Genomic DNA, 23124 nt, shown 5'->3' on the forward strand with positions numbered 1-23124 from the left:
CCGGAAGGTCAGCTGATCTCGTCGGCCCAGGAGCGCCAGTCGTCCAGCACGCCGTACAGCGCCGGGGTCAGCCAGCCCGGCGCGGACCGCCGGAACACCCCCGGGTCCATCGCACCGGCACCGTCCGGCAGCACGCCGAGCAGGTTCGGCAGCAGGTCGCTGAGATTGGCCCAGTGCACCAGCTCGGGTTCGGCCGGCCAGGCGCCGATCACCACGCCGGCCGGCACGGCCCGCCGGTCCAGGGCCTCCAGGGTGAGCGCGGTGTGGTTGAGGGTGCCGAGCCCGGCACGCGCCACCACCACCGCGGGCGCGCCCAGCGACACGGCCAGGTCGGCCACCGTCCACGCCTCACCCGACGGCCGCAGCCCCATCGGTACGAGCAGCCCGCCGGCCCCCTCGACCAGCACCAGGTCGTGCTTGTCGGCCTCCTCGCGGACGGCGTCGACGGCGGTGTACAGCTCCAACGGCGGTAGTTCGGCGACCCGGGCGGCGGCCAGCGGGGCGAGCGGGTCGGGAAAGCTGGACAGCGTACGCCCGGTCATCGGGGCGGCCAGCCGGATGACCGTCTCGACGTCGCCGGGCGCGCCGGTGGCCGTACCCGTCTGGCCCGGTTTGACCACCGCGACCCGCAACCCCGCCGCCTGCGCGGCGGCGGCTATCGCCGCGGTCACCACGGTCTTGCCGACCTCGGTGTCGGTCCCGGTGACCAGCACCGGTCCCCGCCACTGATCCGTCATGGGGCACATTCCACGATGACCTCCAGGGCCCGTTCGAACTCGGCCCTCGGCACCCCGGCACTGATGGTCAGCCTCAGCCGGGACCGGCTGTCCGGGGTGGAGGGCGGGCGGAAGCAGCCCACCGCCACCGCCCGGTCCCGGCAGGCGGCGGCCCAGGCGGTCGCCGCCTCGGGACCGGGGCGGTGACCGAGACGACGGCGGCGTCGGGGGCGGGGACGTCGAGGCCGGCGGCGCGCAGCCGGCGCACCGCGACGGCCGCCCGCTCGGTCAGGTCGGCCCGCAGGTCGTCACCGCGGCGGGCCAGTTCCACGGCGGCGTGCACCCCGGCGGCCACCGCGGGCGGCAGGGCCGTGTCGTAGATGAACGTCCGCCCGGTCTCCACCAGGTGCCGGACGAACTCGGCCGGACCCGCCACCACTCCACCCGCGCCGCCGAGCGCCTTGGACAGGGTGGCGGTGACCACCACGTCCGGCTCGCCGGCCAGCCCGGCGGCGGCCACCGCGCCGGCCCCGGCCGGGCCGGTTACCCCGAGCGCGTGGGCGTCGTCGACCAGCAGCAGCGCGCCGTGCCGGCGGGCGATCGTGTGCAGCCGCACCAGCGGCGCCAGGTCACCGTCGACGGAGAAGATCGACTCGGTGACCACGACCGCCGGGCGGCCCGGCGCGGCGGCCAGCGCCGCCGCGACCGCGTCGACGTCGGCGTGCGGGGTAACCACGGTCTCCGCGCCGGAGATGCGGCAGCCGTCGATCAGCGAGGCGTGGTTGTGCGCGTCGGAGACCAGCAGCGTGCGGGGGCGCACCAAGGCCCGGACCGCACCGACGTTGGCCAGGTACCCGGAGGAGAACACCAGCGCCCGGTCGGTGCCGAGCCACCCGGCGAGCGCGTCCTCCAACGCGTGGTGGGCGTCGGTGGAGCCACGGACCAGCCGCGATCCGGTGGCCCCCAGCCCGTACGCGGACAACGCCCCGGCCGCGGCGGCGACCACCTCGGGATGCCTGGCCAGGCCGAGGTAGTCGTTGCCGGCCAGGTCGACCACCTGGTCGGCGGCGGCGCGCGGATGCAGCCGGCGGGTCAGTCCCGCCTTCGCCCGCAGCTCGGCGCGGCGGTCGAGCGCCGCCAGCCAGTCCGCCACCGCCACGTCCCTTCCCCGCCGGTTCCCGCCCGTCAGGCGCTTCCGCCGGGCGAAGTTACCACCCGCCCGGCCTCCCCGGCGTGGCGCGGTGCGGCTCGCCGCGCCACCCCGACCCGGGTCCGGGCCCGCCGCCCGCGCTCGTTTCCCGCCCGGAAAGTGGCCTTGTAGGGTACGTGCCATGCCAGAGATCCTCGACCAGGCCCGGGACCAGGTGCTGCACAACGGCGTCGGTCTCGACGAGGCCGGTGTCCTCGCCGTGCTGAACCTGCCCGACGAGCATCTTCCCGCCGCCCTCCAACTCGCCCACGAGGTGCGGATGCGCTGGTGTGGCCCGGAGGTCGAGGTCGAGGGCATCGTCTCGCTGAAGACCGGCGGCTGCCCGGAGGACTGCCACTTCTGCTCACAGTCCGGCCTGTTCACCTCGCCGGTGCGGTCGGTCTGGCTGGACATCCCCTCGCTGGTCGAGGCGGCCAAGCAGACCGCCGCGACCGGGGCCACCGAGTTCTGCATCGTGGCGGCGGTGCGCGGTCCGGACGACCGGCTGATGAAGCAGCTACGCGAGGGCGTCGCCGCGATCAGGGCGGAGGTCGACATCCAGGTGGCCGCCTCGCTGGGCATGCTCACCCAGCAGCAGGTCGACGAGCTGGTGGCGATGGGCGTACACCGCTACAACCACAACCTGGAGACCTGCCGGTCACACTTCCCGAACGTGGTCACCACGCACTCGTGGGAGGAGCGCTGGGAGACCCTGCGGATGGTCCGGGAATCCGGCATGGAGGTCTGCTGCGGCGGCATCCTCGGCCTCGGCGAGACGCTGCGGCAGCGGGCGGAGTTCGCCGCGCAGCTGGCCGAACTGGACCCGCACGAGGTGCCGCTGAACTTCCTCAACCCCCGCCCCGGCACCCCGCTCGGCGACCAGCCGGTGGTCGAGGGCAAGGACGCGCTGCGGGCCATCGCCGCGTTCCGGCTGGCCATGCCGCGCACCATCCTGCGGTACGCGGGCGGCCGGGAGCTGACCCTGGGTGACCTCGGCACCCGGGACGGCCTGCTCGGTGGCATCAATGCCGTGATCGTCGGCAACTACCTCACCACGCTGGGTCGCCCGGCGACCGACGACCTCGACCTGCTGAACGAGCTGAAGATGCCGGTCAAGGCGCTCTCGGCGACCCTGTGAGGCCGGCCGTGGCAGGTCAGACCTGGTGCGACCGGTGCGGGGAAGCAGCGGCGTCCGGCGCACACGAGGAGTGTGCGGCGGCCCGGGCCCTGGAGCCACCCCGATACTGCGCCCGGTGCCGGCGTCGGATGAAGGTGCAGGTACTGCCGGTCGGCTGGTCGGCGAGCTGCGTCGAGCACGGCGAGCTTCGGAGTTGAGCGGCGGCTGCGCGGCAGGGCGGTGACCCTACGACCTGACGCCCGCCCCCGACACCACCACACTCCGCTCCCTTTGCTCTGCTTCAACCGACGCAACACTCACAGAACGTGTCGGCAATCGTCGCCTGCTCGGCCGCAGGCCGGCACGGAGTTCCTGTTCAAGCGCTGTTGCGTGGATTGAAGCAGAGCAAAGCGTGCGGGGTGGTTCAGGGGCGGGTGCCGCCCATGTCACGGAGGGTGAGACATCGCTCTCCGTGGTCAGCCTGCCGGGCGGCACCATAGCCACAGTTTGACCGGGTGAACCGGTCGTCGGGTCAGCCGATGGTGCAGGTGGAGCCGTTGAGCGTGAACGTGGTGGGCCTCGGGTTGCTGCCGGTGTGCGTACCGTTGAAGCCGATGCCGGCCGACGCGCCCGGCGCGAGGTTGCCGTTGTACGACAGGTTGGTGGCGGTCACCGCCGACCCGGTCTGGGCGTAGCTGGCCGACCAGCCCTGGCCGACCCGCTGTCCGGCGTTCGGGAAGCTGAACGCCAGCGTCCAGCCGTTGATCGCGGTGGTGCCGGTGTTGGTGATGGTGATGTTCGCGGTGAAGCCGGTGCTCCAGTCGGTGGTGCCGTAGGAGACCCGGCAGGGCGAGGTCGGCAGCGGCGCCGAGGTGGTCACCGTCACCCGTTCCGAGGGCGACGAGGCGTTGCCGGCCGCGTCGGTCGCGACCACGTAGAAGGAGTACGTGCTCTGGGGTTGCAGGTCGGTCGCCGCGTACGTGGTCCCGGTGACCGTGGCGACCAACACGTCACCCGAAGCCGGCCCCCGGTAGACCCGGTACCCGGTCACGCCCACGTTGTCGGTCGACGGGGCCCAGCTCAGCGTGGCACCGGTCGTGGTGATCGCCGAGACCGTCGGCGCACCCGGCGTGCTCGGCGCGACGGTGTCCGCCGGGCCGGACGCGGGCTCGGCACCCCACACCCGGGTGCCACCGACGTAGAGCGGCACGTTGCGGTTCGGCCCGGCGGTGGCCTGGTACGACGGGTCGTCGCTCGGATCCCACGTGCCGCCCTCGGGCACACCGACCTTGAACTGCACCTCCATCCGGTGCTGCGACTGGCCGGCGGGGGCGATGGTGTGCCCGGTGCAGTCGACCTCGACGTACCAGAGGTCGCCGCCGGCCGGGTGAGCGGTGCTCGGGGACGGGCAGCCCTGGGTGTAGCCGGGGGTCACCTGCGCCGCCGTGGTGCCGCTGGCCCGGAAGTAGTACCGGAACTTGGCGTCGGTCAGCGCCCGCGCCGGGAAGGCCGACTTGTTGTAGACGATGGCCTTGATCCCGGTGGCCCGCGGCTCGTTCTGCATCACCGTGGTCTCCACGGTCAACTCGTCGATGTCGGGCTGCTCGGGGACCGGGAAGTTCGCCAGCGGGGTGCCGCCGTACTCCTGGGTCAGCCGGGCCAGCGCGGAGGTGAAGCCGGCGTTGTAGTCGGTGGCCACCTCGTTCATCACGTAGTCCGACCGGCTGTCGGTGTACGCGTCGTTCGGCGACGACGGGCCGCCGACCAGCGCGCCGTAGAGGGTGTGCCGGGTCTCGGTGGGCACGGTCATGCTGTCCCACCAGGAGCCGTGTGCGGTGCGGTGGTGCGGGTTCTTGGGCGAGTTGGCGCCGAAGCCGATCACGTAACTGGAGTTGCGCGGGTTGTCGCCGAGCGCGTAGTTGATCTGCCGGACGGCGAAGTCGTGGTAGCGCGCCTTGCGGGTCGCGTCGGTGGTCTTGTCGCTGTAGACCAGCGCGGCGAACGCGGTGTTGGCGGCGTAACGCAGCGCACCCCAGGAGTCGAGCACCGCCATCCCGCCGGGCGAGTACCGGACCCGCTCGCCGCCCACCCCGACGGTCCAGAAGTCGAGCCAGCGGTTGGCGTCGTCGACGTACTTCTGCTCGCCGGTCAGGTTGGCCAGCAGCACGTACGCCCCGAACTGCTTGTTGTCCCAGGCGACGGTCCACTTGTAGGAGCGGGTGCTGGTCTGCGGCTCGGTGCCGAGCCGGTCGTACTCGCTCTCCGCCTTGGCCAGGTACGCGGCGTCGCCGGTGGCCCGGTACAACCAGATCGCGCCCCAGACAAGCTCGTCCTGGTAGCCGCTCCACGAGCGGTAGAAGCTGGTCGCATCGGTGATGCACTCGTGATAGCTCCTGCGCACCGTGTCGGCGAACGTGTAGAGCTGCCGCGCGTGGGTGAGCAACGTGTCGGCGTAGGCGGCGTCGGTGGGCCGGAAGACCATCGAGGACGCGGCCATCGCCGCCGCCGTCTCCCCCGCCAGGTCCGCGCCGCCACAGCTGGCGTCGATCTTGTACGCGGGCCGCGCCATCGGCATCACCTCGGCCGGCCCCCACCACTTGTGGTCGTCGTCGCCCTTGCCCACCTGGCCGTAGAGGACGTTCGGTGACGGGTGCGCCTTGACGAAGTAGTCGTTGACGAAGCGCAGATTGTTCAGCAGGTGGGTCAGCTGCCCGGAGGCGGCGTAGCCGGACCGGTACTCCACCGCACCCCAGGCGAGCATGGTGGTGCTGAACGCCATCGGGAAGCCGAACTTGACGTGGTCACCGGCGTCGTACCAGCCGCCGGTGAGGTCCACCCCGACGCCGTTGCCGTCGCTCAGGGCGGAGTCGTCGCGCCACGAGACGCGGTTCCAGTCCGGCAGTGTCCCGGACTGCTGGGCCTCGTAGAACAGCAGCGACTTCTGCAACGCCTCCGCGTAGTTGAAGGCGGGCGCGGCGGCTGCGGCAGTCGGTGCGGCTCCGTCGGTCGGTGCGGCGGCGGCACCGGCACCGGGTACGCCGATCGCGAGCGCCAGTCCGGCAGCCAGCGCCGTCGCGGCAGCCAACACCCGGCGCGGCCAGGGCTGGTCGGGCCGGTGTGGCGGCCGTGGCTGGTCGGGGCGCGGCCGAGGTCGGCGCTGGCTACCGTGGGCTGGACGCGGCCGTCGGGGGTGATGCATGCGACTGCTCCTGTCGATGCGTGGCGGTGCTGGCGGTGGCGGTGCGGGCGGTGCGGGCGGTGACGGTTCGGGGCTGGCGGTGATGGGAGCAGCTCCAGCAGGACCGGGAGCGCTCCCATGGATACTCAGCAATGTATCGGGCGGGTCACCGTTTTGTGAAGAGTCCGGATGACGCCAGTGCGCTGCCTCGGAATGGCGATGGGCGGGGCCCCCGCACCGGGAGCCCCGCCCATCTCACCGCCCTCCGCACCGGAGGGCGGTCGTCTGTCACCCCGGCCTCAGCCGGGGCTCTCCGCGGGCGCCGGCACCTCGGCGATCAGCGGCACGGTCATGGTCATGGTCAACAGGGAGTCGTCCCGCTCGACCGCGATCGGTCGGGACAGTCGCCGCAGCGTACGCAGCATCGGCGCGTTGTCCGCCTGGACGTGCAGCACCATCGCCGCGTAGCCGGCCGACTCGGCCTGCCGAGTCAGCCGCCGCAGCAGGGTCGAGCCGAGCCCGCGCCGCTGCCAGTCGTCGCGTACCAGCAGCGCCAGCTCGGCCTCGTCGCCCTCGGCGAGCAGGTTCGCCATCGCGACGACCGACTCCGCCGCCCCGCCGGAGCCGGTCGTCGCGGCGACCAGGGTGAGCCCACGGGCCGGCTCCAGCAGCCGACGCAGCCGGGCCGGGGAGGGCTGGGCAGCGCCGCCCAGGTAGCGACGCTGGCGGCTGCGCGCCGAGCAGGCCTGGTGCAGTTCGACCACCGCCGTCAGGTCGTCCGCGACGGCGGGGCGTACGGTCAGCTCGGCGCCGTCCGGCAGGACCACGGTGACCTGCTCGCCCGCGCGCCGGGCCGCGGTGGCGCCCAGCTCCAGCAGCGCCTGTGCCCGTGCGTACTCGGCCGGCGTGAAGCTCGGCGCGACACGGTGCAGAGCGTACGAACCGCCGTTCGGGTCGGCCAGCAGCATCGTCGCGCCGTCGATCCCCGGTCGGGCCGCGGCCGGCGCGGGTCGCCAGGTCACCTCGTCGGCACCGAGCAGGGCACGCAACACCTCCCCGGTCGCGTCCGGGTCGTGGACCAGTCGGGTCGCCAGCCCGAGCACCCGGGTCGGCTGGTCGGCCAGGCCACGCGCTTCGCTGCGCGCCACCCAGCACTCCCGCCCCCGCCCCCGCTCGACGGCGGCGATGAGATCCGGCTCGTCGATCGTGTCCGGCGCATCGACGAGGAAGTCGTCGACGGCACCGTGCTCGGTGGTGTGCACCTGCACGGTGAGGATGTTGACTCCGCGCAACGCGAGGCTCGCCGTGAGGACCGACAGGTAGCCCGGCCGGTCGTCCACGGTGGCCCGGATCCGCCACAGCGTCATCGTTGCCTCCCTTCCCGTGCCACCCTCGCCTGCGGCTGTTGCCAGCCGGTTGCCCAACCGTGTCCGGCCGCGACCGGCCCTGCGGTCTGCGTCACAGCCGGCGGGTCACGGGTTGGTGCTGATCGACGGGGTGCCGACCAGATCCAGCCGGTCGCCGAGAATGACCGCGCTGGCCCGGACCAGTTGGGCCAGCCGGTCGACCTCGGTGGAGTGGAACGAGGCCGGGGAGAGGGTCTCGCCGTGCTCGCGGGAGACCACCATGACCAGCCCGGCCCGACCGAACGGGGCGACCGCGAAGTGGCCGCCGTCGGGCATGGTCATCGACCGGGCCCGCAGCGGTGTCACCTCCGGCAGCTGCGGCGGTACGGGCGTACGCCAACTGGCGTGCCCCACCGTCGCCCCGCCGCCACCGCCGGTGCGTGACGCCCAGTCGACCGGCACCATCGCCGCCACCGCCCAGTCGGCGGCGAGCAGGCCGGGCACCGCGTCGACCAGGGTGGCCAGCCCGTCGGCCGGGTTGGCGGCGACCTGCGCCAGCAGTTCGGCGTCCTGGCCGGTGGTGGTGGGCGCGCCGATCGCCCGCCACACCCCGTCCACCCGCACCCCGGGGATCGCCGCCAGGCCGGCCAGCAGGCGTTCCACCCGGGCGGCACCCGGCCACACCACGGTGAAGTCGTCGACCGCCCGCCCGCCGAGGCGTTCCAGCACGACCACCTGGACGATGTCCGCGCCCGACACCCCGAGTGTCCGCGCCACCTGGCCGAGCGTGCCTGGACGGTCCGGCAGGGTGACTCGAACGCGCAACAACATCTCAAACCCCTCCGCTCGGCGGGCCGACGCGGTGGCCGGCAGGCTGGTCACAGCCTGACAGTTGACCATTTCGTCCCTGTTGCGGCGGCATGTCCCGAGGGTCAAACCTGACCTTGACAACCCGCCCGAGCTGCCATGAACTGTGCGGATGACCGATCCGGCCGAGGGCACGACCGCTTCCGCCACCGGCTCCCCCGCCGGTCTGGATCTTGATCGGCTCCGCGGCCACCTGGCCCGGCACCGGCCCGATCTGGCCGCCGGGCCGCTGCGGGCCGAGCTGATCGCCGGCGGCCGGTCGAACCTGACCTACCTGGTCCGGGCCGGCGGGCAGGAGCTGGTGCTGCGCCGCCCGCCGCTCGGGCACGTGCTGGCCACCGCGCACGACATGACCCGCGAGTTCCGGGTGATCTCGGCCTTGGCGCCGACCGCCGTGCCGGTGCCCCGGGCCGTGCTGCTGTGCCCGGACGCCGACGTGCTCGGTGCCCCGTTCTACCTGATGGAGCGGGTCACCGGTGAGGTGCTCCGCGACCGCGCCCGGACCGACCAGCTCACCGCCGAGCAGCGGTACGGGCTGGTCATGGCGATGATGGACACCCTCGCGGCACTGCACGCGGTCGAGCCGGCGGCGGTCGGTCTGGCGGATTTCGGCCGACCGGAGGGCTACCTCGCCCGGCAGGTCCGCCGCTGGGCCGCCCAGCTGGACCGCTCCCGGAGCCGACCGCTGCCCGGCATCGACGAGCTGCGCGACCGACTCGCCGCCACCGCGCCCGAGGGGGCGAACGCGGGCCGCGTGGTACACGGCGACTACCGGCTGGACAACCTGCTCGCCACGGTCGACCCGGTGGCGGTGACGGCGGTGCTCGACTGGGAGATGGCCACCCTCGGCGACCCGCTGGCCGACCTCGGGCTGCTGCTGACGTACTGGGAGGTGCTCGGCGACCGCGACGGCGCCGACGGCAACCCGGTCGCCGACGGACTCGGCCCGCGCGCCGGCTTCCCCGGCGGGGCCGAGTTGATCGAGAGGTACGCGGCCCGCAGCGACGTCGACGTCGGACCGTTGCACTGGCACGTGGCGCTGGGCTGCTTCAAACTCGCCGTGATCTGCGAGGGCATCCACTACCGGCACACCCTCGGGCAGACCCTCGGCGCGGGGTTCGGCACCATCGGCGACATGGTGGCCCCACTTGTCGACCACGGTCTGACCGCGGCAAGGGAGGCGTGATGGACTTCGCGTACGACGCCCGGACCGAGCAGTTGCGCGGGGAACTCGCGGAGTTCCTGGAGCAGCACGTCTACCCGGCCGAGGCGGTGCACGCCGCCCAGGTGGCCGCCGCCGGTGACCCGTGGGCCCGCCCGCCGGTCATGACCGAGCTGAAGGCCGAGGCGCGCCGGCGCGGCCTGTGGAACCTCTTCCTGCCCGACCCGCGCCACGGTGCCGGGCTCACCAACCTCCAGTACGCTCCGCTGGCCGAGTTGACCGGGCGCAGCCCGCACCTCGCCCCGGAGGCGCTCAACTGCGCGGCGCCGGACACCGGCAACATGGAGCTGCTCGCCGAGTTCGGCTCCCCCGCCCAGCAACAGCGGTGGCTGGCGCCACTGCTAGCCGGGGAGATCCGCTCCGCGTTCTGCATGACCGAACCGGAGGTCGCCTCCTCGGACGCGACGAACATCGCCACGTCGATCCGTCGCGACGGCGGCCACTACGTGATCGACGGCCGCAAGTGGTGGTCCTCCGGGGCGATGGACCCGGCCTGCGAACTCCTCATCGTGATGGGCAAGACCGACCCGGACGCCGACCGGCACAAGCAGCAGAGCATGATCCTGGTTCCGCGGGACACCCCGGGGGTCACGGTCCGCCGGGGGATGACGGTCTTCGGCTACGGCGACGCCCCGCACGGCGGGCACGCCGAGGTCGACTTCCATGGCGTACAGGTGCCGGCGGAGAATCTGGTCGGCGCCGAGGGCAGCGGTTTCGCCATCGCCCAGGCGCGGCTCGGCCCCGGCCGGATCCACCACTGCATGCGCCTGGTCGGGATGGCCGAGCGAGCCCTGGAACTGCTCTGCCGGCGGGCCGCCGAGCGGGTCGCCTTCGGCCGCCCGCTCGCCGAGCAGGGCGTGGTACGCGAGTGGATCGCCGAGTCCCGGGTCCGCATCGAACAGACCCGACTGCTGGTGCTCAAGACGGCCTGGCTGATGGACACCGTCGGCAACAAGGGCGCACACACCGAGATCCAGGCCATCAAGATCGCCACACCGGCGATGGCCGAGTGGGTGATCGACAGGGCGATCCAGACCCACGGTGCTGCCGGGGTCAGCCAGGACACCCCGCTGGCCGCACTCTGGGCGCAGGCTCGCACGCTCCGCCTCGCCGACGGTCCCGACGAGGTGCACCGGGCCAGCCTCGCCAAGCGCGAGCTGCGCCGCTGGGCCAGCTCCCCCTGACCACCCGCCGCACCGCTGGCCCTGCCCCAAGGTGGCGCGTCGGCCGTGGCGCACGCCCGGATGTCACATTCGGTATTCGTCGACCGGCCCCACCCAATCGCAGTCATGTCCTTTGCTCTGCTTCAACCCACGCATCGGTCACACTCAGTAGCGACCAACGGCCGGCAGCAAAACTCGCTGCCCACATCACCGCTGCTCGGGAGCTGGTGCGTGGGTTGAAGCAGAGCAAAGCGTGCGGGGTGGACATGGCGATACGGGCGAGATGGTCACGCAGCGTCAGAACCGCGGGGAGTTACCGGCAGGTGGCATCGTGCCGCGCCGGCTCGTTGACCGGCTCGGCGCCGCTGGCCGCCGCCGCTGGCCGCCGCCGCTGGCCGCCGCGGGAGGCGGGGCGATCCGGGTGCGGAGATCAGGCGGAGGCGCGCTCGACGAGCTGGGTGTCCAGGACGATGTGTGGCGCGGGAATCTCGTCGCCGCGGATCCGGTCGACCAGCAGCCGCGCCATCTGCCGGCCCATCTCCTCCACCGGCTGGAACACCGACGTCAGCGGTGGGTCCGCCTGCCGGGCGATCGGCGCGTCGTCGAAGCCGACGACGGCCACGTCCTGCGGCACCCGTCGGCCGGCCTCGCGCAGCGTCCGCAACGCGCCGAAGGCCATCAGGTCGGCGGCGACGAACACCGCGTCCAGGTCGGGGCAGCGGTCCAGCAGTTGCCGCATGGCCCGCACCCCGCTCTCCTCGCTGAAGTCGCCGTACGCGATCAGATCGACGTTGACGCCGAACCCGGCGGTGCACACTGCGTCCCGGTAGCCGGACAACCGGGCCAGCCCGGCGCCCATGTCCTGCGGGCCGGCGATGGTGGCGATGCGCCGCCGCCCCGGCTGGCGAGGTGCTCCACCGCCTGCCGCGCCCCGCCGGCGTTGTCGACGTCGACGAACGAGGCGGGCTGGGCGTCGGGGTGCAGCATCCGCGCGGGCCGGCCGCCGAGCACCATCGGCAGGCCGCGCTCCTCCAGCAGGGTGGGCAGCGGATCGGAGTCGTGCAGCGACAGCAGCAACACCCCGTCGACGTGCTGGTTGGTCAGGTGGTGCTCGACCCGTTCCCGTTCCAGCGGTGACTGCGCCATGGCCAGCCAGAGCTGCAACGGCGTCTCCAGCAGGGCCGAGCTGATCCCGCGGACGATGCCGGCGAAGAACGGCTCGGCGAAGAGCCGGTCACCGGACTCGCTGACCACCAGCGCCACCGAGTCGGTCCGCTGGGTGACCAGCGCCCGGGCGGCCCGGTTCGGCACGTAGCCCAGCTCCGCGATGGCCTGCTGGACGGCGGCGCGGGCCTCCGGACTCACCTGGGGAGAGCCGTTGACCACGCGGGAGACCGTGCCGCGGCCGACACCGGCGCGGGCGGCGACCGCGTCGAGGGTCGGGCGCCCGAGCGACCGGGTGCGCTGCGTTGTCATCGTCTGCTCCTCCGACGTCAGGCGGCCCCGGCACCTGCTCCAGGGTCGGTGCCGGGCCGCCCGCTACTGGCTGGCCATCGCCCTATTGTGCGGCCAGACCGTTGCGTCGGATCACCTCCGCGTACCACCTGGCGCTGGACTTGGGGATGCGGGTCTGGCTGTCGTAGTCGACGTAGATCATGCCGAACCGCTTCGTGTAGCCCCAGGCCCACTCGAAATTATCCATCAGCGACCAGGCGAAGTATCCCCGCAGGGGGACTCCCGCGCTGATCGCCTCGTGGCAGGCGCGCAGGTGCGCGTCGAAGTACGCCAGCCGATCGACGTCGTCGACCTGGCCGTCGACCACCGCGTCGACGAAGGCCGACCCGTTCTCGGTGACGTAGAGTGGCAGATCGGTGTACTCCTCGTGCACCCTGCGCAGCGTCTCCACCAGACCGGGGGCGTCGATCTCCCAGTCCATGTCGGTGACCGGGACGCCCCGGGTGACGAACCGGACGTCCTCGCTGCCCGGCCAGCAGGACGCGGCCCGCCAGTAGGGTTCCGGCTCCGCGCCGGCCACCGGCGCGGCCACCACGTGCCGGCTGTAGTAGTTGACGCCGACCACGTCCAGCGGCGTGGCGATGACGGCAAGGTCACCGTCGCGGACGTGCCCGAAGTCGGTCACCTTCGCCAGGTCCGCGACCAGATCCCCGGGGTACGCCCCACGCAGCATCGGGTCGAGGAAGAACCGGTTCGCCAGACCGTCGATGCGTCGGGCCGCGTCGACGTCAGCCGGCGCGTCGGTGGCCGGGGTGACCGGGTAGAGGTTGACGGTCACCCCGAGCTGTGCGGTGGGCACGGCCGCACGCAGCGCCTGCACGGCGAGCCCGTGCCCGAGCATCAGGTGGTGTCCGGCGCGGACCGCGGCGGCCCCGTCGGAACGGCCCGGGGCGTGCACCCCCGAGCCGTAGCCGAGAAAGGCCGAGCACCAGGGCTCGTTGAGCGTGGTCCAGTACTTCACCCGGTCGCCCAACGCGTCCACCATCAGCTGGGCGTAGTCGGCGAACCGGGCGGCGGTGTCCCGCGCCGGCCAGCCGCCGGCGTCCTCCAGTTCCTGCGGCAGGTCCCAGTGGTAGAGGGTGAGCCAGGGCTCGATCCCGTTGGCCAGCAGCTCGTCGACCAGCCGCCGGTAGAAGTCGAGCCCCTCGGCGTTCACCGGACCCGACCCGCCCGGCTGCACCCGGGGCCAGGAGACCGAGAAGCGGTACGACTTCAACCCCAGCTCGGTCATCAGCCGGACGTCGTCGCCGAGCCGGTGGTAGTGGTCGCAGGCGACGTCGCCGGTGTGCCCGGCGACCGTCCGGCCCTCGGTGTGGCTGAAGACGTCCCAGATCGACGGGGTCCGGCCGCCCTCGGCCGCCGCGCCCTCGATCTGGTACGCCGCGGTCGCCGCGCCCCAGAGGAAGCCGGGCGGGAAGGTCAACGGCCCGCGTGCGTCGAGCAGGCCGACGGCGGGTGGGGTGGCGGGGTTGCTCACGACTTGACTGCACCTTCCATGATCCCGCCGATGATCTGGCGGCCGAACAGGAGAAAGACGAGCACCAGCGGGATGGTGCCGACCGCCGTGGCGGCGAAGACCTGGGAGTAGTCGGTGTAGTACGCGTACGACAGGAAGGAGAGCGAGACCTGCAGGGTCGGGTTCTCCGGGGAGAGGATCGCGTACGGCCAGAGGAAGGAGTTCCAGGTCTCCATGAACGTCAGCAACCCGAGCACGCCGGCCGCCGGCCGCAGCGCGGGCAGCACGATGTTCCAGTAGATCCGGAAGGTGCTGGCCCCGTCGACCCGGCCGGCCTCGATCAGCTCGTCCGAGATCGCCTGACTGGCGTACTGCCGCATCATGAACACGCCGAAGGCGCTGACCAGGAACGGCACGGTGACCGCGTAGAGAGTGTCGTACCAGTCCAGCGACTGCATCATGCTCCAGAGCGGGATGAGGCCCATCTGGGTCGGGATCATCATGGTGACGATGATCGCCAGCAGCAGCACGTTGCGACCGCGGAAGCGCAGCTTCGCGAAGGCGAAGCCGGCCAGGGAGCCGGTAAGCACCACCGACACGGTGACCACCGAGGAGACGATGATCGAGTTCATCAGGCCCTTGAGGAAGTTGGCCGCGTCGTTGTCGAGCACCCGGCCGAAGTTGTCGCCGAACGCGCCGCCGGGGGTCATCGGCGGCGGCACGTCGTTGATGGACTCCAGGCTGCGGGTCCCGATCACGATCATGTAGTAGAAGGGGTAGATCGACAGCAGCGCCGCCAGGACGAGCGCCATGTAGGTGAGTGGACTGGTGCGCCACAGGCGCCTTGAAGCCGAGGTCATCGATCTTTCCTCACTTGGCCGCGCGGCGGACGAGTACGAAGTTGATCAGCGACACGAAGACGATGATCATGAAGATCGCCCAGGCCACCGCTGCCCCGTAACCTGCGGTGCTCAGGTTGTAGATGCCCTTCTCGTACATGTACATGGCGAGGGTCTGGTACTCCCGCTGGTTGCCGCCGATGATGCTGCCGTTGGCGAAGAGCAGCGGCTCGGTGAAGAGCTGCATGCCGCCGATCGTGGAGAGGATGACCACGAAGATGAAGGTGGGCTTGAGCATCGGCAGGGTGATCTGCCAGAACTGCCGCCACGGGCTGGCCCCGTCGATCGCGGCCGCCTCGTACAGATCCTTCGGGATGGCCTGCATGCCGGCGAGCAGGATCAGGGTGTTGTAGCCGGTCCACCGCCAGTTGACCATCGTGGCGATCGCGGTCCAGGAACTCCACTCCTGTGCGCGCCAGTCGATCTGGTCCACGCCGACGAGGTTGAGCAGCCAGTTGAACAGGCCGAAGTCGCGCTGGAACAGCATGCCGAAGACGATCGCGACGGCGGCCACCGAGACCACGTTCGGCACGAAGATGGCCAACCGGAAGAAGGTCTTGGCGCGCAGCAGGGTCTGGTTGAGCAGGTTCGCCAGGAACAGCGCCATCAGCAGCTGCGGGATGGTCGACAGGGCGAAGATGCCGAACGTGTTGATCAGCGCGTTCCAGAAGTAGTCGTCGGAGATCAACTCGGTGTAGTTGTCGAACCCGATGAACGTGTGCTCGCCGACCATGTCCCAGTCGTGCAACGACATCCAGGCGGTGCGCAGCATCGGGTACAACCCGAAGGCCCCGAAGATCAGGAAGAACGGCGCGATGTAGAGGTACGGCGAGTACTTGATGTCCAGGCGGTTGAGGAAGTACCTCCGGCGGCGCCGGGAGGCGACGTCGGGAGGTGGCGGTGCTGCTGGCGGCGGCGCCGTGGTGGCCGAAAGGCTCATGACGACACTCCGCTGCGCTCCGTGCCGCCACGAGGCACCAGGGCACTGATGTGATGGTTCGCTCGCTTACGCTCGCTCATGAGAAGTTCCTTTTTCCGGCGAGGCCCGGGGGCCCTCGCGCAGGGTGCTACGCGGAGGGGACCGACCGGTGGCGTTCGGGTAGTCCCCGAACGCCACCGGAAGGGGAATCAATCAGAAGGCACCCTGAGTCGTTGCGTCCGTGGTGAACTGCTTCCAGGCCTCGTCCTTACTGGCCTGCCCGTTCTCGAACGCCCGCATCGCCGGCTCGAACGCGTTCTCCTTCACCGCCTGGTGCTTCGGGCCGAGGTGGATCGGCTCGATCTGGGCGACGCTCTCGCCGAAGATCTTGCCGGTCGGCGCGTTGCTGAAGTACTCGTTGGTGTAGCTGAGGAAGGCCTCGTTCTTCAGCGCCTCCAGGTTGGTGGGCAGCGGGCCCTTGGCCTTGAAGGCCTCCACCTGGCTGGTGGCGTTGGTCAGGAACTGGGCGAGCTTCGCCGCCTCCTCCGGGTACTTGCTCTGCTCCGGCACGGCCAGCCACGAGCCGCCCCAGTTGCCGCCGCCGCCCGGCACGGCCGCCACGTCCCACTTGCCCTTGTTCTCCTCACCGGAGTTGTCCGCGACGATGCCGAGCATCCAGGACGGGCAGAAGGTGGCCGCGAAGGTGCCCTGCTTGAAGCCGCCGGACCACTCGGGCGACCAGGTGGACGCCTTGGCGGAGATGTCGGCCATCGAGGTGGCGGTCTCCCAGGCGGCCTTCACCGCGGGGCTGGAGTCCGCGATGATGTTGTTCTCCTTGTCGTAGAACAGGTCGGCGCCCTGCTGGAACAGCACGCCGTTGGAGACGGCGGTGATCGAGTCGACGAAGGCCTTGCCGGTGGCCTGCTTGTACTTCTGGCCGGCCTGGTGGAAGCCGTTCCATTCCGGCCAGAGCGCCGACACCTGGTCCCGCTCGGTGGGCAGGCCGGCCGCCGCGAACAGGTCCTTGCGGTAGCAGACCGCGAGGCTGCCGACGTCGGTCGGCAGGCCGATCAGCCGACCGTCCGGCGCCTTGCCCAGCTCCCACTTCCAGGGCAGGTAGTCGTCGGAGATCTCGGAGGAGACCAGCGGAGCAAGGTCGGCCCAGTTGCGCGGGTTGGCCTTGAACTCGTTGAGAATGCCCTCTTCCAGGGCGGTCACGTCGGCCGCGCCCTTGCCGGTGGCGAGGTAACGGACCAGCTTGGGCCGGTACTCGCCGAGCTGCGCGGTCTTGCGCAGCTCGACCTTGATGCCGGTCTGCTGCTCGTACTGCTTGACGAGCTCGTCGTAGCCCATCTCGCCGAAGGTGTCGACGACCAGCTTGTCGGGCTTCTCGCCCTCAGCCGGCGTGTCGTCGTTGCCGCAAGCCGCGAGCCCGCCGATGGCGGTGATCGCGGCCAGGGCGGCTGCCGCCATGCGGGTACGCCGCGTGGTGAGGTTCATCCTGACCCCTCTTTCGATGGTGAGGCTGGTTTACGTGTGGTGGGGGGTGCCGCAGCGCTGCCGACACCGACTCGGTCAGCCGGCATCGGCGTCCCATCAGGCGAAATTGTGATCCACGCCTCTTGGGAACGCTCCCATGAGATTGCCGGCAGGTGTCAGGAGTGTCAATAGGCCGCTGGGAGCGTTCCCAGATCGTTACCGCGAAAATGGTTTGAATCGTGGTACGACTGCCTTGCCGAACCGGCTCAGGCCGGGGTCAGCAGAAGCGACGCAACAGCGTGTCGGCCCGACTCGCGTCGAAGGCCGCCGGGTCGAAGTCGGCGCCCACCCAGCCTCGCATCGACCGGTGCTCCGGGTGATCCGGGTCGGCGAGGGCGGCGAGGAGCATCCGGTAGCCCTGCGGCCCACCGACGTCCTCCGGCGGGCAGGCCCGCTCCCCGTCGAGGCAACTGGGGCAGCGCTCGTCCACCTCGGCGGTGCGGGCGTCCTCGACCAGCAGGTCGTGCTCCCACCAGTCACCGAAGTCGTACAGGTAGTGGAACCGGCTCCCCTTGCCGACGACCGCGTCCAGCCGGACCTCCAGTTCGTCGTGCAGGGCCAGCTCGCCGTCGGGGTCGGGCTCGCCGTACTGCACACCGTCGATCTCGAACGAGTGCAGGTGGCAGTCGCGCCAACCCATCGCGTGCTGCACCACCCGGTGGACCCGGTCCAGGGTGTAGCCGCCGGGCACCAGCACCCGGCGCCAGATCGCCGGACGGACCCCGGACAGGGAGATCCTCAGCTCGAAGATCTGACGCGGCATGGGTGTCCCATCCTCCCTCGGCATAGGCTGCGAGCATGATCTGCCGAGCGTGCCGGACGCGACGGCACGACGACTGCCCGGGCCGGAACTGGTGCGACTGCCAGCACCGTACCCCCCGACCCACCCCGGTCGTCACCGGTCCGGCCGGCGAATGAGCGTCGGACTTCCGATTTCCGAACTCTGGCCGGACCCGTCACCCGAACCGGTCGACGACGACACGCTCATCCGCCGCTACGGCCGCGCCGATCTCCCGCACCTGCGAATGAACTTCGTGACCAGCGTCGACGGCGCGGTCAGTGTCGACGGCTACTCCGCCGGACTGTCCGGGAAGCCCGACAAGCGGGTCTTCGGGCTGCTGCGGATGCTCTGCGACGCGCTCCTGGTGGCGGCCGGCACGCTGCGCCACGAGGGATACCGGGCGGTCCGTCTCGACGAGCGGCGCCGGGCGTGGCGGCGCGCGCACGGGCTGGCCGAGTACCCGACGCTCGTGGTGGTCTCCGGCACCGCGAACCTCGACCCGGCCCAGGCGGCCTTCGCCGACGCACCGGTCCGCCCGGTGGTGCTCACCCGCCACGGCACGTCCGCACCGCCCGGCCTGGCCGCCGTCGCCGACCTGGTGCGCTGCGGCGACGACCGGGTCGACCTGGTCGCCGGCCTCACCGAACTGCGCCGGCGCGGGCTCGGCCAGGTGCTCTGCGAGGGCGGCCCGCGGCTGTTCGGTGCGCTCACCGCCGCCGACCTGGTGGACGAGGTCTGCCTCTCGGTCGCCCCGCTGCTCGCCGGTGCCGGCCCCGGCCGGATCACCGCCGGCGACCCCAGCCCGGCCCGTGGCCTGCCGCTGCGTCACGTACTGCTCGCCGGCGACGGCACCCTGCTGCTGCGCTACGCCCGACGCTGACCGGCCCACCGGCGGTCGAGTTGACCGAATCAGGCGCGTGACGGCCGGACCGCTCACTACCGTCAACCCTGGTCGGCGGCGGCCGGAGGGGCGGGGCATTGGCGCACGAGGTGGTCGAACTGAGAATCCACGGGGTCTCCGGCGCCTCCGCCGAGGCGCTGTTGGACCACCCGGTCGTGATCCGGGTGGCGGGCGACGGCAACGCCGGCTTCTACCGGCCCCGCCCCGGCTTCGGCATCAGCGACCGGCCGCAGGCGCTGCGGGTGGAGGCGTACCGCTGGGGCTCGCTGACCGCCGGCAGTGCCGTGCGTACCCTGTCGCTGCTGTTCCTGCTGCCGTTCATGCTGATCAACCTCGCCGTCTGGACCCGCCCGGCGACCGGCGGGGCGGGCGGCCTGATCGGCCCGCTGTGCCGGCTGCTGGCCGCCACCCTGACCGCCGCGTTCGTGCTCTCCGTCGTGGGCGTGACCGTCGACATCATCGGTTGGCAGTGCGTTCCCTACGAACCCTGCCTGGCCGGGCGTGGCTACCTGTCATGGCTGGCCGACCTGCCCCTCGGGCCACGCCTGGCCCTGCTCGCGCTGGTGCCGATCGCCGCGCTGCGGCTGCTCTGGTGGCTCGGGAAGCGCTCCGCCCGGGTGTTCGAGGCGTTTCCGGCCGCCCGGGGGCAGGACCGCACCCGCGGTGGGGAGGACCGCGTCGACGCTCCCGGCTTCTGGAACGACGCCCTCGTGGTGCACCGGCTACGCGCCATCCACATCGCGGTCGGGCTCGGGGTGCTCGACGCGAGCCTGCTCGCCGCGCTCATCCACGTCCATCCGACACCGGTCGCGTACCTGCTCTTCGGCGCCGCCTCGATCCTGCTGGCGGCCTGTGTCGTGCTGCTGAGCCGGCCCGCGCGGTCCACACCGGACGGCCCGGGACGGGGGCCGGTCGACCTGCGCGGCATCCGGCCGCTGCGGGTGGCCGCCATCGTGCTCACCCTGCTGGCCCTCGGCTACAGCGCGGCACCCCTGGAACCGGAACCGCCGCACGGGCAGCTGCCCGGCTACGAGGCGACGGTGGCCGGACTGGTCGCGGTCCAGGCCGCCCTGCTCGTCGCCCTCGTCGCCGCCACCCTGCACGAGCGCCGGCGCAGCTCGACCGCCGGCAGGTCCTGGCTGGGCGGCCTCGCCACCCCGATGCTCGCCGCCGCGGCGACCGCCGCCGCCTACGGCTTCGCCGCCGCGCTCGTCTACCGCGTCGCCGACCTGCTCGACCGGGGGGACATCCCGAATCCGGACCGGCCGGACCGGGCCGGCGCGCCACCACTGGAGCCGCCGGTCTCCTACCGTTGGGCCGCCCTCGCCGGCCTGGTGACGGTCCTGGTCGTGGCCGCGGCGGTGCTCTGGCGGATCGCGGTGACCCGGCGGCGGCGCCGCCGGCTGGCCGAGATGATCGTCCGGCGTGACTTTCCCGACCCGCCGCCGGAGGCCGTGCCCCGGCGCGTCGTCGTCCGGGAGATCGTCGCCCGGGCCGCGATCGCCGAGCACCTGCGGCCGATCTTCGCCGTGTTCCTGGTGCTGTCGCTGCTCGGCGTCACCACCGTCGCGTTCGACCTGGTCGGCATCGGCCCGTCGGAGCTGAGCAGGCGGCTGGCCGGCACCGACGGCACGGCGGCCCGGGGCCTGGCCCTCGCGACCGACGTCGGCGTGTACGTCATCGGCCTGGTCGCGCTCGGGATCGTCGTGCTGGGGTTGCTCTCCTACCGTTCCGACGAGACCCGGCGCACCGTGGCGGCGATCTGGGACCTGGGCACCTTCTGGCCGCGTACGGTGCACCCGTTCGCGCCGCCCTGCTACGCCGAGCGGGCGGTGCCGGAACTCGCCAAGCGGGTCAGCGCGCTCACCGCCCACGGTGGGGTGATCATCTCCGGGCACAGTCACGGCTCGGTGCTCGCCGCCGCCACCCTGCTCCAGTTGCCGGCCCAGGTGCTGCCCCGGGTGGCGTTGCTGACCCACGGCAGCCCGCTGCACCGGATCTACGCGCGGATCTGCCCGGCGTTCTTCGGCGATCCGACCCTGCACGAGGTGGGCGACCGGATCGGCTGGCGGTGGGTGAACCTGTGGCGGGACACCGACTCGATCGGCGGCCCCCTCTTCTCCGCACACCGCCCCGGACAGCCGCCCCAGGTCAAGGGGCCGGCCGGCACCGTCGACCGGCGGCTGCGCGACCCGCGCGGGATCGTCGTGCCGCCCGACGACACGGTCCCGCCGCCGGTCGACCGGCACTGGCCGTACCACACCGACGAGGGGTACGAGGCGGCGGTGCGCGAACTGGTCGGGCGGCTGGACGCGGCCGAATCGGGCTCGGCGCCGGCGCCGCCGCCCGGTCGGTGACCCGCCGACACCGACGTCGGGCGGCGACACGGGCGCCCGAACCGGCGGCACGCGCCGTCAGGGCACCGTCGCCGTACGCGGTCGGCGTGCCGTCGTGGCGTGCGCTACGCCGCGTCGCGTGGCGGCCTGTCGTACTCCTCCGGCAGGATGCAGGGCGTGTGTGCCGACCGCGACGACCAGCCGACCGGAGCTGCCCGATGACTGACGAGGGATTCGACGGCCCGGGCGAGGGGGTGGGCCGGGTGCTGGGCACCGCCGACGCCACTCCCCTGCAGTTCTGGACGGCGGTCTCCCCCGGCAGCTACCTCCAGCTCGACGACGTGGTGGTGACCCGGCGGGAGCTGCCCGACCGGGAGCCGGTGACCATCGCCGGAGTGGTCACCCAGGTCCGCGCCCGGCACGAGGGCGCCCAGTTCGACTCCGACGTCTTCGCCATCGCCGACGGCACCCTGCCGGCGCAGGTGCAGGAGGCGGCCGAGATCACCACCACCCGGGTCGATCCGGAGTTGTACGTGCCCCCGCAGCCCGGTGCGGTGGTGCACCGCGCCGAGGGCGACGCCCGCGCCCGGGCCCTGCACTTCGACCGGATGGAACGCCGCATCCCGATGGGCACGGGCCGCGACGGGGTGCCGGTCTATCTCAACGCCGACTTCCTCGACGGCACCCGCGGCGCGCACGTCTCCATCTCCGGCATCTCCGGAGTGGCCACCAAGACCAGCTTCGCCACCTTTTTGCTCTACTCGGTGTTCCGCTCCGGCCAGCTCGGCGGTGACGCGGTCAACGCCAAGGCGCTGATCTTCAACGTCAAGGGCGAGGACCTCCTCTTCCTCGACCACCCGAACACCCGGCTCGACGACGCCACCCGGGCCGCGTACGCCCGGCTCGGCCTGACCGCCGACGCCTTCCCCGACCTGCGGGTCTACGCCCCGCCCCGGGTCGGCGACTCGTCCGGCACCCCCGACGTGCACAGCCGACTCACCGGGGTGGACAGCTTCTACTGGACGCTCACCGAGTTCTGCGCGAACCGACTCCTGCCGTACGTCTTCGCCGATGCCGACGACGAACGCCAGCAGTACACGATGGTGGTCCACTCGGTCACCGCCCACCTGGCCCGCCACGCCCAGCCCGCCGACGGCGGTGTCAGCATCGACGGCACCCGTCTCGGCACCTACGCCGACCTGGTCGACCACGTCGTCGAGCAGCTCAGCGACGACGAGACCCGGGGTGACTGGGCGGGCAGCGCGGTCGGCCTGGGCACGGTCAACGCCTTCGCGCGGCGCCTCATCGGCAGCAAGAAGGACCTGTCCCGGCTGATCCGCGGCGACCTGGCCAGCCGGCGCCCGCACTCGATCAACACCGCGGAGTCGGCCCAGGTCACCGTCGTCGACCTGCACAACCTGCCGGATCGCGCGCAGCGCTTCGTGGTCGGCGTGACGCTGAAGACCGAGTTCGACAACAAGGAGAAGCAGGGCGCCAAGCCGCTGCTGTTCGTGGTGCTCGACGAGCTGAACAAGTACGCCCCCCGGGAGGGCTCCTCCCCGATCAAGGAGGTGCTGCTGGACATCGCCGAGCGGGGCCGTTCACTCGGGGTGATCCTCATCGGCGCGCAGCAGACCGCCAGCGAGGTGGAGCGGCGCATCGTCACCAACTCGGCGATCCGCGTGGTCGGCCGGCTCGACCCGGCCGAGGCGTCCCGTCCCGAGTACGGTTTCCTCCCCCCGGCGCAGCGGCAGCGTGCCCTGCTGGCCAGGCCGGGCACGATGTTCGTCAACCAGCCCGACATTCCCATCCCGCTCTGCCTGGAGTTCCCGTTCCCGGCCTGGGCGACCCGGTTCTCCGAGGCGGGGGCCGCGCCGTCGCAGACCCTGCGCTCGATCACCCAGTCCGCCGACCCGTTCGCGGTGGTGGGGTCGGGCGGCGGCGCCGACGACGACATCCCGTTCTGAGCCCGCAGTCGTG

General features: G+C 72.1%; 16 protein-coding genes and 2 pseudogenes. 7 read left to right on the plus strand and 11 right to left on the minus strand.

Annotation, left to right across the window (positions count from 1 at the left end):
- Positions 1-8: 8 nt before the first annotated feature.
- Positions 9-746, minus strand: a complete 738-nt coding sequence (gene bioD / locus KIF24_RS21020) for a dethiobiotin synthase (protein ID WP_221085496.1) — start codon at positions 744-746, stop codon at positions 9-11.
- A pseudogene (locus KIF24_RS21025) lies at positions 734-1869 on the minus strand (8-amino-7-oxononanoate synthase). The gene bioD and the pseudogene KIF24_RS21025 overlap by 13 nt, the downstream one beginning before the upstream one ends.
- 178 nt (positions 1870-2047) lie before the next feature.
- On the opposite strand from KIF24_RS21025, the gene bioB reads away from it, so the two are divergent.
- The gene (bioB, locus tag KIF24_RS21030; protein ID WP_221085497.1) at positions 2048-3043 is read left to right on the plus strand and encodes a biotin synthase BioB; all 996 of its coding nucleotides are present in this window, start codon (positions 2048-2050) and stop codon (positions 3041-3043) included.
- A complete protein-coding gene (bsaP, locus tag KIF24_RS33300) occupies positions 3040-3240 on the plus strand; it encodes a biotin synthase auxiliary protein BsaP (protein ID WP_331461231.1) in 201 nt (66 codons plus the stop codon). The genes bioB and bsaP overlap by 4 nt, the downstream gene beginning before the upstream one ends.
- A 314-nt stretch (positions 3241-3554) precedes the next feature.
- Here the strand turns inward: bsaP and KIF24_RS21035 are convergent, their stop codons facing one another.
- From KIF24_RS21035 to KIF24_RS21045, 3 genes are all read right to left on the minus strand, one after another.
- Positions 3555-6221 (minus strand): glycoside hydrolase family 9 protein, encoded by a 2667-nt coding sequence (locus tag KIF24_RS21035; RefSeq protein ID WP_221085498.1) that lies wholly within the window; start codon positions 6219-6221, stop codon positions 3555-3557.
- Between the two features lie 278 nt (positions 6222-6499).
- On the minus strand, positions 6500-7567 hold the full coding sequence (locus KIF24_RS21040) for a GNAT family N-acetyltransferase (protein WP_221085499.1): 1068 nt from the start codon (positions 7565-7567) through the stop codon (positions 6500-6502).
- Positions 7568-7672: 105 nt separating this feature from the next.
- Complete coding sequence (locus tag KIF24_RS21045) at positions 7673-8377, minus strand: ACT domain-containing protein (RefSeq protein WP_221087472.1); 705 nt, start codon at positions 8375-8377, stop codon at positions 7673-7675.
- Positions 8378-8525: 148 nt separating this feature from the next.
- Here KIF24_RS21045 and KIF24_RS21050 point away from each other — a divergent pair, with 148 nt between their 5' ends.
- Positions 8526-9599: a phosphotransferase family protein gene (locus tag KIF24_RS21050; RefSeq protein WP_221085500.1), complete on the plus strand. Its 1074-nt coding sequence runs from the start codon at positions 8526-8528 to the stop codon at positions 9597-9599.
- Positions 9599-10819 (plus strand): acyl-CoA dehydrogenase family protein, encoded by a 1221-nt coding sequence (locus tag KIF24_RS21055; RefSeq protein ID WP_221085501.1) that lies wholly within the window; start codon positions 9599-9601, stop codon positions 10817-10819. Before KIF24_RS21050 ends, KIF24_RS21055 begins: the two co-directional genes overlap by 1 nt.
- Positions 10820-11228: 409 nt before the next feature.
- Here the strand turns inward: KIF24_RS21055 and KIF24_RS21060 are convergent.
- From KIF24_RS21060 to KIF24_RS21085, 6 genes and pseudogenes are all read right to left on the minus strand, one after another.
- Positions 11229-12274: pseudogene (locus KIF24_RS21060) on the minus strand (LacI family DNA-binding transcriptional regulator).
- An 82-nt stretch (positions 12275-12356) separates the two neighbouring features.
- Positions 12357-13790, minus strand: coding sequence for a GH1 family beta-glucosidase (locus KIF24_RS21065; protein WP_221085502.1), 1434 nt, complete (start codon positions 13788-13790; stop codon positions 12357-12359).
- The gene (locus KIF24_RS21070) at positions 13787-14629 is read right to left on the minus strand and encodes a carbohydrate ABC transporter permease (RefSeq protein ID WP_221085503.1); all 843 of its coding nucleotides are present in this window, start codon (positions 14627-14629) and stop codon (positions 13787-13789) included. Before KIF24_RS21070 ends, KIF24_RS21065 begins: the two co-directional genes overlap by 4 nt.
- Before the next feature lie 10 nt (positions 14630-14639).
- A complete protein-coding gene (locus tag KIF24_RS21075) occupies positions 14640-15608 on the minus strand; it encodes a carbohydrate ABC transporter permease (protein ID WP_221085504.1) in 969 nt (322 codons plus the stop codon).
- Between the two features lie 192 nt (positions 15609-15800).
- Positions 15801-17087: an ABC transporter substrate-binding protein gene (locus KIF24_RS21080; RefSeq protein WP_221085505.1), complete on the minus strand. Its 1287-nt coding sequence runs from the start codon at positions 17085-17087 to the stop codon at positions 15801-15803.
- A 256-nt stretch (positions 17088-17343) separates the two neighbouring features.
- A complete protein-coding gene (locus tag KIF24_RS21085; protein ID WP_221085506.1) occupies positions 17344-17889 on the minus strand; it encodes a plasmid pRiA4b ORF-3 family protein in 546 nt (181 codons plus the stop codon).
- A 151-nt stretch (positions 17890-18040) separates the two neighbouring features.
- On the opposite strand from KIF24_RS21085, the gene KIF24_RS21090 reads away from it, so the two are divergent.
- The 3 genes from KIF24_RS21090 to KIF24_RS21100 all read left to right on the plus strand — a co-directional run bounded on the left by KIF24_RS21090 (position 18041) and on the right by KIF24_RS21100 (position 23111).
- Positions 18041-18787, plus strand: a complete 747-nt coding sequence (locus tag KIF24_RS21090) for a pyrimidine reductase family protein (protein ID WP_221085507.1) — start codon at positions 18041-18043, stop codon at positions 18785-18787.
- Between the two features lie 110 nt (positions 18788-18897).
- A complete protein-coding gene (locus tag KIF24_RS21095; protein ID WP_331461232.1) occupies positions 18898-21165 on the plus strand; it encodes a hypothetical protein in 2268 nt (755 codons plus the stop codon).
- A 197-nt stretch (positions 21166-21362) separates the two neighbouring features.
- Positions 21363-23111: an ATP-binding protein gene (locus KIF24_RS21100; protein ID WP_221085508.1), complete on the plus strand. Its 1749-nt coding sequence runs from the start codon at positions 21363-21365 to the stop codon at positions 23109-23111.
- The last annotated feature ends 13 nt before the right edge of the window (positions 23112-23124 follow it).

The sequence above is a fragment of the Micromonospora tarapacensis genome (genome assembly GCF_019697375.1).
Classification (GTDB): domain Bacteria; phylum Actinomycetota; class Actinomycetes; order Mycobacteriales; family Micromonosporaceae; genus Micromonospora; species Micromonospora tarapacensis.

Excerpts from the sequence above, each read along its gene's own strand:
- bioD (WP_221085496.1), bottom strand. The coding sequence starts at position 746 with ATGTGCCCCATGACGGATCAGTGGCGGGGACCGGTGCTGGTCACCGGG.
- KIF24_RS21055 (WP_221085501.1), top strand. The coding sequence starts at position 9,599 with ATGGACTTCGCGTACGACGCCCGGACCGAGCAGTTGCGCGGGGAACTC.
- KIF24_RS21090 (WP_221085507.1), top strand. The coding sequence starts at position 18,041 with ATGAGCGTCGGACTTCCGATTTCCGAACTCTGGCCGGACCCGTCACCC.
- KIF24_RS21085 (WP_221085506.1), bottom strand. The coding sequence starts at position 17,889 with ATGCCGCGTCAGATCTTCGAGCTGAGGATCTCCCTGTCCGGGGTCCGT.
- KIF24_RS21100 (WP_221085508.1), top strand. The coding sequence starts at position 21,363 with ATGACTGACGAGGGATTCGACGGCCCGGGCGAGGGGGTGGGCCGGGTG.
- bioB (WP_221085497.1), top strand. The coding sequence starts at position 2,048 with ATGCCAGAGATCCTCGACCAGGCCCGGGACCAGGTGCTGCACAACGGC.
- KIF24_RS21035 (WP_221085498.1), bottom strand. The coding sequence starts at position 6,221 with ATGCATCACCCCCGACGGCCGCGTCCAGCCCACGGTAGCCAGCGCCGA.
- KIF24_RS21040 (WP_221085499.1), bottom strand. The coding sequence starts at position 7,567 with ATGACGCTGTGGCGGATCCGGGCCACCGTGGACGACCGGCCGGGCTAC.
- KIF24_RS21075 (WP_221085504.1), bottom strand. The coding sequence starts at position 15,608 with ATGAGCCTTTCGGCCACCACGGCGCCGCCGCCAGCAGCACCGCCACCT.
- KIF24_RS21050 (WP_221085500.1), top strand. The coding sequence starts at position 8,526 with ATGACCGATCCGGCCGAGGGCACGACCGCTTCCGCCACCGGCTCCCCC.
- KIF24_RS21080 (WP_221085505.1), bottom strand. The coding sequence starts at position 17,087 with ATGAACCTCACCACGCGGCGTACCCGCATGGCGGCAGCCGCCCTGGCC.
- KIF24_RS21045 (WP_221087472.1), bottom strand. The coding sequence starts at position 8,377 with ATGTTGTTGCGCGTTCGAGTCACCCTGCCGGACCGTCCAGGCACGCTC.
- KIF24_RS21070 (WP_221085503.1), bottom strand. The coding sequence starts at position 14,629 with ATGACCTCGGCTTCAAGGCGCCTGTGGCGCACCAGTCCACTCACCTAC.